Raw genomic sequence first — 11154 nt, forward strand, 5'->3', positions numbered from 1 at the left:
TTTCCGTTAAATTGTTTCCAAAAAATTCAGGCAATCCATACCAATTGTACACTTGATTTTGATACCCCAAATCGATGTTCCAATTGTAGGAATCTTGCTTGCTTCCGTAAGTCAAATCCAAACCGGTGTCATAGAATTTATCGTCGAGTTTTACCCCTTTGATATTTCCTTGAGCCGATTGGTGGCGTAACATTCCAGCAACAAAATCGGTGTCGTTGACATCTTCGGTGATATACAATTCGGCGTTTGCAGCTGCATAACTTCCAAAAGCCAATGTGGCGTAATTTTTAAACAATCGTTCTTGTGCCGTTTTATCAACTGATGCAGCGCGACCTTTGGCTGGAGCAAAAGTTGACGCAACTGGAAATGAAAAAATGTTGTAATTGATTACTTCTTTTTTAGCCGTTTCTTCATCGTCAAGTGTAGGCGTTTCCTTGACTTTAAAGGCGTCCGAAACCGTTGGCGTGTAGGATTTCACTACATTCACCACTTCTGTTCCTATATTTTCGTCTTTTTTTTGCGCAAAAGTGGTTTGTAAGCCTGCAAAAAGAAGTACGATTGAAATTTTATAATTGATTTTGTGCATCATCTTTTTTGATTTGAAAATTTAAAATAAAGCTGCATTAGTTTTGAATAGACGAATTGGTTTTCGATTCTTCGGCTCTCAAAATGGCTAGGTTTTCTTCTGCTTCTGCAATGACATCAGGAAATTCGGAGAAGTTTTTGACCACCGCTTCCAAAATAACATTCGCCTGGTAACTGTCTTTCAAAGCATAGAAATTTTTGGCCATCAATACCAATCCTTTGGCTCCAAAATATTTATAACCCGAATAATCCTTGGCTAATTTTTGAACCGCCTTATTGGAATCTTCAAACTTTCCGTCTTTGTTTTTAAAAAAGGCGTCGTAATACAAAGCTTCTGCGGCAACTTCTCCTTTGGCAATCGTCAGTAATTTGGCGTAAGCCGAACGAATTTTTGCTTCATCCTTGGTTTTCACAGCCGAACGCGCCACAATAATTTGAGCATCGCTTCGGATTTTATCATCCGTTTTAGGGTTGGCCAAAACTTTATCTGCAGAAGCTACTGCACTGGCATAATCTTCTTTGTCATAATAAGCTTTCATCAAGTTGGCTTGCGCAAAAGTAATGTTTTGTGGAAAATCAGCTTCGGTTTCCAATCGTTTCAAAACGGGAATGGCTTTGTCGTAATTTTTGGCTTTCAAATGAATCGAACTAAGTCGTGCCAAGGCTTGCTCGGTGAATTCGTTTCGTGCTTTTGAAATCACAAATTCGTAATTTGGAACCGCGTTATTTTCGAGATTATCAGCAAAATAAAGTTGTCCTAAATAAAAGTTGGCTTTCAATGCATGAATCCCGTTTGGAAATTGTGCCACATACGAACTGAATCCGGAAATGGCTTGCTTGCTGTTGTTTTGTAAATACTGCTTTTCAGCCGATTCGTAAGTATCGTTATCCAATTCTGAATCAGAAATTTCGATAAAATCAAGCGTTTTTACCCACGTGGCATACTCGTCCACTTTTCCACTGTCTACATAAATCAATCGTGCTGTAGAAACTGCTTGTAAGGCTTCTTGAGTATTGGGAAATTCAGCAGCCACTTTTTTAAATTTTACCAAAGCTTGTTGCGGTTGATCGCCGTTGTAATAAATTAAACCCTGACGCAAAATTGATTTTCCGGTATACGATCCATCTTTATATTCGGCAATTAATTTGTCGTAGGTTTTAATTGCATCCGAAGTTTTATTTTCGGCGGTATAGGTATTTGCCAGTTCGAACAACGCATCATCACGGTATTTTGATTTCGTGTAGGTCGATATAAACTTGTTTAAATCCTCGATTTTCTTTTCGTTTCGTTGCACAAAACCATAACTGATGGCTTTCTGAAAAGCTGCATAATCGGCGTCAATACCATTCATATCGATGGCTTTATTATAGGCTTCCATTGCAGGCCAGTATTTTCCGTTTACGAAATTACTATCTCCTGAACGCAAAAGGGCGTCGTTCAACCGTACTTTATCCGCTTTATTCGATTTAATGTAGGCATCAAAATGTTTTACCGCTTGTTCATAATTCTTCAGTTTGAAATACGTGTAGCCAATGTTGTAATCGATATTTTTGAATTCGGGTGTATTTTTGGCTTCTGCATTTCCTTCAAACTGCTTGAAACTGATGATTGCATCGCTGAAATTATCCAAAACATATTCGGTTTCGGCTTTCCAGAACGTGGCACGAGCGGTAAACTTTGCATCTCGAGGTTCGGCAATTGATTTTTTAAACATGGCTAAAGCTTCGCTGTAGTTTCCATCGGTGTACAATTCCAACCCGCGGTAAAATGTTACTTTTTGGAACGCTTGCTTGTTTTCGAAACTTTTATTTTTTTCTAACAAAACCAGCGCTTCTTTATAATTTTTAGAAGTAATATAAGAGTTGATCAATAAGGTTTCGATCGTAGGATTGTTGGCGTTTGTAGGGTATTTTTCGATAAAAGAACTCAACACACTTGGAATACTTTGGTACGGATTTCCGATGTCGTAACTCAATTTGGCATAATTCAAATACGCATCTTCTTGAATTTTCAAATCAAATTCCATTTCAGAAGCGCTTTTAAACGCGTTTAAGGCTTGTGGCTTTTTATTGGTTTTCAAATAACTTTCACCCAAATGATAGTAGGCATTTTGCGCCACAAAATCTTTTCCGTCGATGATTTTGTTGAATTGCGCAATGGCATTTTCGTACTCTTTCTGTTGGTAGTAAGCATAACCCAACATGTAATAATCCGTGTTGTTCCACTTGCCTTTTTTTCCTTTGTACTCTTTCAAGTACGGAATGGCTTGGTCGTATTGCTTTAAGTTAAAATAACTCTCGCCAATAATTTTATTCAACTCCGATTTTTCTTGCGCATTGGATTTTGCCATCGCTTTTTTTCCCAGATCAATGGATTCCTGAAACTTCCCTGCTTTAAAATTCATATCGGCTTGAAAATACGACATTTTGTCTTGGTACTTTTCTTCGCCCGAAACTTGGTCAAACTGCTTGGTTGCTTCCGTGTAATCATCCGCTTCATAAGCCATAAATCCTAAGTAATATTTGGCTTGCGAACCATATTCTTTAGAATTAGATACCTTATTAAAATAAGTAGTAGCTTCTTTTTTGTTTTTCTGGGTATAAAAAACATAGCCTTTTTGGAAATTGAAACGGTCGCTTTCGTCAGTCGTTAACGTATTTTCGTCTACTTTGTCAAACCATTCCATGGCTTGAGCATATTGACCTTGCTCGAAATAAAATTGCGCCACTTCGGTGTAGGCCTGGTTTGTCTTGGAACTCGTAGGATAATTTTGGATGAACTTTTCCATCAATTCATCAGCTCCATTTTGATTGAGGCGAATGGCACAAATGGCAACATAATAAGTACAATCGGCTTGCACATCCATATTGTTGTTCTGCTGCTGCACGTTGATAAACAAGAGCTGAGCCGATAAATATTGTTTGTCGTTGTAGAGTTCAACAGCGCGATTAAAATCTTTGAGTTGGTTGGTATAAATTTCTGACTGTTGGGCAGAAACAGTGGTGGTCATTCCAGCACTAAGTAAAGGGAACAGTAGCCAAGAATATTTATGCATTGGTTTTGGTTTTAAAAAATTCAAATATATAAATTCCATTGGGTATAACGTACTAAAATTAAAATTTAGTATTACGTTTTGACGCTATTTAGAAAAAAACGTACTTAATTATTGAATTTAAAATATATCCGCCTTGAAAGCCAATTTTATTTTGAATACGATTTGAAACGTAGTACTTTTACCAAACTAAATCTGAAAAAAATCATGGCAGAAAACGTTTTATTTTTAAGAAATGTAACTATTTATCAAGAAAAAAACAGGATACTTACGAATGTAAATTTGGAAGTTAATCATGGGGAATTTATTTACATTATTGGAAAAACAGGATCTGGAAAAAGTAGTTTGATGAAAACACTTTATGCCGATTTGCCGCTAATTGAGGGCGAAGGCAGCATTGTAGATTATGACTTAGTAGGTTTAAAAGAAAGCAATATTCCGTTTTTACGTCGAAAAATCGGAATCGTTTTTCAAGATTTCAAACTCCTCCCCGACCGAAGCATCAGCGACAACATGCTTTTTGTATTGAAAGCAACCGGATGGAAAGACAATGTGGAAATGCAAAATAAAATAGACGAAGTTTTAGAAAAAGTCGATATGAAAGCGTCTTCTTTTAAAATGCCACACCAACTTTCGGGTGGCGAACAACAACGTGTGGCCATTGCCAGAGCCTTGCTTAACGATCCCGAACTGATTTTGGCCGACGAGCCCACTGGAAATTTAGATCCGCAAACCAGTGTGGAAGTGATGGCGGTTTTGCGAAAAATCAACGAAAATGGAAAGACTGTTATTATGGCAACGCACGATTATGCTTTGATTATGAAATTTCCTGGAAAAACCTTGAAGTGCGAAGGCGGAACTATTTTTGAAGTCGTACAGAGAGCGGTTTAATGATGCTTTCCATTTTAATTCCCACTTATAATTACAATGTTTATCCGCTTGTTTTGGAGCTGAATGGACAATGTCAAACTTGCGGAATCGAATATGAAATAATTGTTTTAGACGACAATTCAAAAAAGATTTTTTTAGAAAATGAAGAAATTAAGGCTTTAGAAAACTGCAAATTTTTGGTTAACCAAAAAAATTTAGGTCGCGGAGTCAATATCAATAAATTGGTTGAATTATCAAAATTTGAAAACGTTTTGATTTTAGAAGCTGATGCTTTTCCTTCCAAAAAAAATTACATTCAATTGTATGTTGACGCTTTAAAAAAGAAACCACAAGCAGTTTTTGGAGGCGTAATTTATTCAGAAAAAAAACCTTCTAAAAATACTTTACTTCGATGGATTTATGGACACGCTCGAGAATCCAAAAGTTTGAACTATCGACTTCAGCATCCCAATGATATTGTTTTTAGTTGGAATTTGATGATTCAAAAAAAGATTTTCATTGCGAATGCTTTTGATACTTCGATCACTACGTATGGTTTTGAAGATTTGGTTTTTTTAAAAAAACTGAAGCAACAGAAAGTTGCGATTACTCAAATAGACAATCCGTGCATGCATCAAAATGAAGAATTGTCTACCATTTTTATCGAAAAATCGAAAACTGCGGTTCGAAATTTGGTCGATTTACACCAAAGAAAAATACTATCGGCAGAAGATTCGGGGTTGATTCCTGCATTTGAAAAAATTGAAAAATGGCGTTTAACAGCTTTAAAAGCATTCTTTTTCAAGAAATTTGAAAATGCGATGATTAAAAACTTACTTTCTGAGAAACCTTCCTTATTTGTATTCGACTTATATCGATTGGGTTATTTTTGCAAAATAATTCGGTTGAAAAATATAACAAAATGAAAGTTTTAATTGTAAATAATTACCTCAGTAATACACTTGGTGGCGTAGAGAATTATTTACAAGCCTTGACTCAATATGCCCAAAACAACGAAACAGAAATTGAGTTTAAGTGGTTTGGTGTTGCTGATAAAAAAACTAAATGGTATCAAAAATTCTATAATGCTGCAACAACTACAGCTATTATAGCAGAAATCGATACATTCAAACCCGACTTAATTCACAGTTTTAGTATTGGTGCCACGGTTACGCCTCATTTTATGAGCTATGCAAAAAGTAAAAACATTCCAATAATTCATTCGTTCCATGACTACTACTACATTTGTCCGAAAGGATATATGCTTGACATATCTGAAAATTCACTATCCAAAAAGCATAATTTTATAAATTGCATCCTGCATCATCATCCTAAAAAAACTATTTTATTTGATGGCATTCTTAATTTGAAACAATCCTATCACAAATCAATTATAAAAAAAAACATTTCCTATTTCCTTTCGCCATCCACAAATTTGACCGAAATGATTGGACTTGAATTTGAAAAAAAAGGAGCTACACTTCCTAACCCCGTTGTGATTTCAAATCCGGATGTAGATACGCAAAAATCCGATTATTTATTATTTGTAGGTCGATTAGAAGTTGAAAAAGGCGTTTTGACTTTAGTAAAGGCTTTTCAACAGCTGCTTCAAAATTTTCCTAACGAACAATTAAAAATTGTAGGTTCTGGAAGTTTTCAATCTGAAATTGAAAAGTATATCGAAAAAAATAAAATTAAAAATATTGCTTTTTTAGGAGCAAAAAGCTGCGACGAACTAATAGAAATTTATGCTTCTGCTAAAATTACAATTGTACCCAGTGAAATTTTGGAATCGTATGGAAATGTAATTTTAGAAAGTTTTGCATTTGGTAAAACAGTCGTAATAAGTGATTTACTAGGCATTCAAAAAGAAGTTGCTGGAACTAAAAGTGGATTGATTTTTCCCTACGGAAACGTTGAAAAATTACAAGAAACAATTGAGAAACTTTTATCTAATTCCGCTTTACGACGAGAATTAGAACAAAATGCCACCCATTTTGTATCTCATTTTTCTTTCGAAAATCATCTTGAAGCCTTACATAATATTTACAAAAAAGTTTTGAAAAACGAGTTTTAAAACTTTGCAAATTTCAAAAATTCTGCATATTCTCGGATGTAATCACTTTCATCAAAAACGGCAGAAGCGATGACCAAACAAACACTTCCCGACGAAAAATTATTGAGTTCGCGCCAAATTCCTGGATTTATAAGCAATCCTTCAAATGGTTTGTTTAAGGTCACTTTTTGCGATTCCTTTCCATTATTCAAAATCACATCAAAGCTTCCACTTAAAGCTACCAAAAATTGTTTGAGATTTTTATGAGCATGTCCACCTCGCTCGGCACCACTCGGAACGTCATATAAATAGTACACCCGTTTCATTTCAAAGGGTAAAACATCGTTTTCGATAACCGACAAATTTCCTCGGTTGTCTTCAATTTTTGGAATTGAAATTAGCGCAATATTCATATTAATTTAAATTTTTGTTTTTGTTGCAATTAATTTTTTACGTCCATCTGCGGCAGATGAAAGTACTTTTAAAATATCAAATACTTTAATTTTTCCTTGTTTCACATCGAAGAATATTTTTAAAAAAACCCATAAATAATGGTGTTTTGGAAATATTTGTTTGTAAAATGCACCCAAACCAAAATAATTTTTTTCCTTGCTGTTTCTCAAAACAGTAGTTACTCCTTCGTGTTGAACAATAGTTTTATTAATAAAAATAATTCTCTTATTGTTTCTTTTTAAATTCATTAAAAACAAAGGTTCATCGCCTAATTCAAAAAATGAATTATTACCAAATCGTTCGTCAAATTTAAAAATACTTGAATCAATATTTTCAGTTTTCAAAGTAATCTCAATCGTACCGCAATTTAGAATTGAAAGTGTGGTAATAGGGTCTTGAGGCTTATTAGCATAAGGCTTTAATAATTGCGTACTATTTTTTTGAGCTTGAAACAAGATTGAATCTGGTGCTGCATTGTTATTATAAGCATCAATAATAATTTCACGTGTGTTCTCAAAATATTCTACATCATCATCGGTAAAAATAACAATTTTTCCTAACGCATTTTGCAAAGCTAAATTTCTGCTTTTTGCAACCCCAGTTTCAAAAGAGTTAATTACTCTGATAGAATCAAATTCCGACCGCAACAATACATTTGATTGCGTTTGATTAATAATCAAAATAGGTGTCTTCGTTAAGTCATACCCTTTAAATATTGGAATTAAAAAATCTAACGAAACTTGGTTTTGCGTAGAAATTAAAAATTCTAAATCATTAACTGTATACGTATTTTTCAATTAAATTTATATTTTAGCAAATATAATACTATTATTATTTTATAATGCAAAACGACTCTTTAGTTACTGTTATCTGTCTTTGTTACAACCACGCCGAATATGTTGAGGAAGCACTAAATTCTGTTATCAATCAAACTTATAAAAACATTGAACTGATTATAGCAGATGATTTCAGTACCGATAATTCAGTTCAAGTAATTGAAAACTGGCTAAAAATTCATCCTGAAATTTCTTTTGTTAAGAATAAAAAAAATGTTGGGAACACGACCACATTTAATCAATGTTTGAAAATAGCCAAAGGAGCATACATTATTGATCTTGCTGCTGATGATATTTTATTGCCAGAAACAATTGAGAAACAGCTCAAAGGTTTTGCTAATTCTACTTATGAAAATCTAGGCATTGTTTACGGCAACTTAGAATTAGTTACTAATGATAAAAAACATCTAAGATATTTCTTACCTGTAGATGCCAATTACAAACGCCTAAATCCTGAGCGTACCGGAGATATTTACATCGGTTTACTAGACGGGACGAATAATATGGGTGCTGTTGCCTCAATGGTTAAAAGAGAAGTTTTTGACACACTTGGCGGTTACGACGAAAATTTGGCGTACGAAGATTACGATTTTTGGATTCGAGCCGCCCGCTTGTATAATTTTGATTATATCGATGAAATTCTAATTGTCAAAAGAATGCTTGAAAATTCATTAGAAACCCAGGCTTTTAAAAAGTGGAATAAAAAGACGCGTAAATTTAATTATTCTACCTATCTGATTCTAAAAAAAGTATTTGCATTGAATAAAAATAAGGAAGAATTTATTGCAATGCTAAAAAGAGTTCATTATGAAATGACCGTTGCTTTTGCCACTCGGGACTTACTATTATTATTTAAATATATTATTTTTGAATTGAAAGTTCGATTGAAAATTAAGACACTCTGATTAAATTACCTTTGAATCGCGCTTTATAGTTGATAACTAATCGAAAAAGGAAAGATGTTTCGTAAATAATCACCCACAAAATATATTTCCATTTTAAGTTTAGAATAATAAATCTAAAATTGTGAAATAAAAATGAGTTAGTTAAATGCTTCTTTTTAAAATCGGCAAGAAAAATTTCGACATCAACTTTTTCAGATGCTACTTCAAATCGGCAGTTTCTAAACGTCGAATAAATATCAGCGTATTGTTGCAAAATCCCTATTTGTTGTGAGAAAATTACAGCATCGCTAAAAGTATTTTGTTTTATTAATAAATAAAGTTTCCAAGACGAATTCAAAATATAAAAATTTTTCTTTCCAAAAGTTTTGGTAATAGCATTTGGGTTGTCTTGTCGGTAATAAAAAACACCTTCACTAAACACCACTTTATTGCTATTCAAAAACAATTTTCGTGTTACATATTCATCTGAATCGAAAGCATCTTCAGGAAAAAATTCAGCCTTTACCAAACGAGATCTAAACAAAGCAAAACCATGGATTTTCCAAGTCAAAGATTTTTCGCATGCCAATTTTCCGGATAATTCTACCTTTCGATTTCCATTCAGACCAATGATTTGCTTATTGTTAATTTGTTTTTCGTAGAATACTTCCATATCGGGCAATATCGAATCTGCATCAGTTTCAATTTGTCGTTGAACCATTTTTTCGAACAAATCAGACGAAAAGAGATCGTCTTGTGAAGCATAAAAAAAGTAATCTCCCCTAATTTTTGGACGTATAAAGTTCATAGAATTAGCTACCATTCCACCATTTTCTTTTGTAAAAACCTTAAACCTTGAATCAACTTTGGCAAATTCATTCAAAATTTGCAAGCTAGAATCTGTAGAAGAATCATCAACCATAAGAACTTCAAAATACGTATACGACTGATTTTGAACGGAAAGCAGGGTTTCTCGCAAATAATTTTCCCCGTTATACACTGGAATAAAAACAGAAATAAAAAGTGAATCATCCATTGAAATCAAAATAATGTTTTACGAAAATAAAACAATAATACTGCGAAATATAAAAATTGTTCTAAAGCCATTGCCATCAAAACACCTTGAATTCCAACTATTTTTATCAAATAGATACTGACAAAATACAGAAATATATTGGACAGCAATTCCAATAAAATATATGGCAGAACCATTTTTTTTGCTAAAAATTGAAAACCTAAAATCATTCCGCAGATTTTGAAGAAATCATTAATCAATTGCCAAATAAATAAATCGGCAACAGGTAGAAATTCATCCGTATACAAAATCTTTAAAATAAAAAACCTTAAAAAATAAATCACAATCCCACTTCCAATAAAAATGGGAATTATTACTTTGTAAAAACGGTAAAAAACCGCTTTGGTTTCCCATTTATTCTTCGCTCTGATAAGTTCAGGATAGAAATAAACGCTTACCAATGTGGTTATAAATATCAGATATAAGTTGGAAATACTAGTGATCGCCTCCCAAAAACCGGCATCTTTTAAACCAACATGAACGATTAAAAACTTCCGAATTTCCAACATCAAAAAAGGACTAATTAGCATGGATGGCAAAACCATAAATGAAAATCCTGCTAATTTTTTTATTACCGAAAAATCGTATTCTTTGATATTAATTCGTCCTAAAATTTGCAATTCTTTTGGCACATAAAAAAATGTAACTGTAAAAAGCACCACCGATTGCATCGTTATAGAAAGCAATGCACCGACTAACTTGAACTGAAAAATTAGGAAAACCGTTAAGATTAAGGCCAGAACATTACTGATAATGGTAGCGTAAATGAGTTTGCTGTACTTTCCCAAACCATTGATAATACTGATATAAAGTACCGACAGCACACTAAATGGTAAAACAACAGCAAGAACTTTAAATACAATGGTGTATTGCAAATCATTTCCAAATATTTTTACGGAAAGCACCTCTGAAAAACTAAAAATTAAAATACTTAAAATTGCGGCTAAGCCTAAAAAAGTCAGTAAAACAGTGGTTATAATTTTAGTAAGTTCTTTTTCCTGATTTTCATTTTCGCCGACATATTTAACAATTCCAGACGGAAATGCCAGTGTAGAAACCCCTTCTAAAGCACTGGTAAAATTTCGGAAATTCCCAATGTAGGCCATTCCACCGGCTCCTACAAAAACAGCCAAGACATTGGAAGTAATCACTCCAATTCCCATTTTAATCAAAACGCTAAAACTGTTTAAAGAAGAGATTTTGAAAAGTTGGTTTTGCAGTATTTTTTTGAAAAGGTTCAAATTAATATTGATTAAGAGTTTCAATTACAAAACCCATTTCTTCTTCGGTTAAAACTGGACTCATTGGTAAAGAGAGAACTTCATTGTGAATCTTTTCAGTT

The 11154-nt window shown here is 33.4% G+C and carries 9 protein-coding genes and 1 pseudogene; 4 read left to right on the plus strand and 6 right to left on the minus strand.

What is annotated here, in order from left to right; all coding sequences use genetic code 11:
• Both ACIQ2X_RS09295 and ACIQ2X_RS09300 read right to left on the minus strand, forming a co-directional pair.
• Positions 1-589 (minus strand): annotated as a pseudogene (locus tag ACIQ2X_RS09295) (TonB-dependent receptor); the annotation flags it as partial.
• 34 nt (positions 590-623) lie between these two features.
• Positions 624-3641: a tetratricopeptide repeat protein gene (locus ACIQ2X_RS09300; RefSeq protein WP_396178653.1), complete on the minus strand. Its 3018-nt coding sequence runs from the start codon at positions 3639-3641 to the stop codon at positions 624-626.
• A gap of 204 nt (positions 3642-3845) precedes the next feature.
• Here ACIQ2X_RS09300 and ACIQ2X_RS09305 point away from each other — a divergent pair, with 204 nt between their 5' ends.
• From ACIQ2X_RS09305 to ACIQ2X_RS09315, 3 genes are read left to right on the plus strand one after another with little or no spacing between them, the layout of a single operon-like run.
• A complete protein-coding gene (locus ACIQ2X_RS09305) occupies positions 3846-4529 on the plus strand; it encodes a cell division ATP-binding protein FtsE (protein ID WP_396178654.1) in 684 nt (227 codons plus the stop codon).
• Positions 4529-5434: a glycosyltransferase family 2 protein gene (locus ACIQ2X_RS09310; RefSeq protein ID WP_396178655.1), complete on the plus strand. Its 906-nt coding sequence runs from the start codon at positions 4529-4531 to the stop codon at positions 5432-5434. The genes ACIQ2X_RS09305 and ACIQ2X_RS09310 overlap by 1 nt, the downstream gene beginning before the upstream one ends.
• Complete coding sequence (locus ACIQ2X_RS09315) at positions 5431-6585, plus strand: glycosyltransferase family 4 protein (protein WP_396178656.1); 1155 nt, start codon at positions 5431-5433, stop codon at positions 6583-6585. Before ACIQ2X_RS09310 ends, ACIQ2X_RS09315 begins: the two co-directional genes overlap by 4 nt.
• Here the strand turns inward: ACIQ2X_RS09315 and ACIQ2X_RS09320 are convergent.
• On the minus strand, positions 6582-6977 hold the full coding sequence (locus ACIQ2X_RS09320; protein WP_396178657.1) for a sugar 3,4-ketoisomerase: 396 nt from the start codon (positions 6975-6977) through the stop codon (positions 6582-6584). The genes ACIQ2X_RS09315 and ACIQ2X_RS09320 overlap by 4 nt on opposite strands.
• Positions 6978-6983: 6 nt before the next feature.
• On the minus strand, positions 6984-7814 hold the full coding sequence (locus ACIQ2X_RS09325; RefSeq protein WP_396178658.1) for a glycosyltransferase: 831 nt from the start codon (positions 7812-7814) through the stop codon (positions 6984-6986).
• Positions 7815-7858: 44 nt separating this feature from the next.
• Between ACIQ2X_RS09325 and ACIQ2X_RS09330 the strand changes: the two genes are divergently transcribed.
• On the plus strand, positions 7859-8758 hold the full coding sequence (locus ACIQ2X_RS09330; RefSeq protein ID WP_396178659.1) for a glycosyltransferase family 2 protein: 900 nt from the start codon (positions 7859-7861) through the stop codon (positions 8756-8758).
• Here ACIQ2X_RS09330 and ACIQ2X_RS09335 read toward each other — a convergent pair.
• Together ACIQ2X_RS09335 and ACIQ2X_RS09340 are read right to left on the minus strand one after the other, a co-directional pair.
• Positions 8745-9773: a glycosyltransferase family 2 protein gene (locus tag ACIQ2X_RS09335; protein ID WP_396178660.1), complete on the minus strand. Its 1029-nt coding sequence runs from the start codon at positions 9771-9773 to the stop codon at positions 8745-8747. The genes ACIQ2X_RS09330 and ACIQ2X_RS09335 overlap by 14 nt on opposite strands.
• Before the next feature lie 5 nt (positions 9774-9778).
• Positions 9779-11053 (minus strand): O-antigen translocase, encoded by a 1275-nt coding sequence (locus ACIQ2X_RS09340; RefSeq protein WP_396178661.1) that lies wholly within the window; start codon positions 11051-11053, stop codon positions 9779-9781.
• Between the last annotated feature and the right edge of the window lie 101 nt (positions 11054-11154).

It is taken from the genome of Flavobacterium sp. (genome assembly GCF_044368625.1).
Taxonomy (GTDB): domain Bacteria; phylum Bacteroidota; class Bacteroidia; order Flavobacteriales; family Flavobacteriaceae; genus Flavobacterium.

Coding starts and splice junctions, on each gene's coding strand:
- ACIQ2X_RS09300 (WP_396178653.1), bottom strand. CDS start 3,641: ATGCATAAATATTCTTGGCTACTGTTCCCTTTACTTAGTGCTGGAATG.
- ACIQ2X_RS09305 (WP_396178654.1), top strand. CDS start 3,846: ATGGCAGAAAACGTTTTATTTTTAAGAAATGTAACTATTTATCAAGAA.
- ACIQ2X_RS09310 (WP_396178655.1), top strand. CDS start 4,529: ATGATGCTTTCCATTTTAATTCCCACTTATAATTACAATGTTTATCCG.
- ACIQ2X_RS09315 (WP_396178656.1), top strand. CDS start 5,431: ATGAAAGTTTTAATTGTAAATAATTACCTCAGTAATACACTTGGTGGC.
- ACIQ2X_RS09320 (WP_396178657.1), bottom strand. CDS start 6,977: ATGAATATTGCGCTAATTTCAATTCCAAAAATTGAAGACAACCGAGGA.
- ACIQ2X_RS09330 (WP_396178659.1), top strand. CDS start 7,859: ATGCAAAACGACTCTTTAGTTACTGTTATCTGTCTTTGTTACAACCAC.
- ACIQ2X_RS09335 (WP_396178660.1), bottom strand. CDS start 9,773: ATGGATGATTCACTTTTTATTTCTGTTTTTATTCCAGTGTATAACGGG.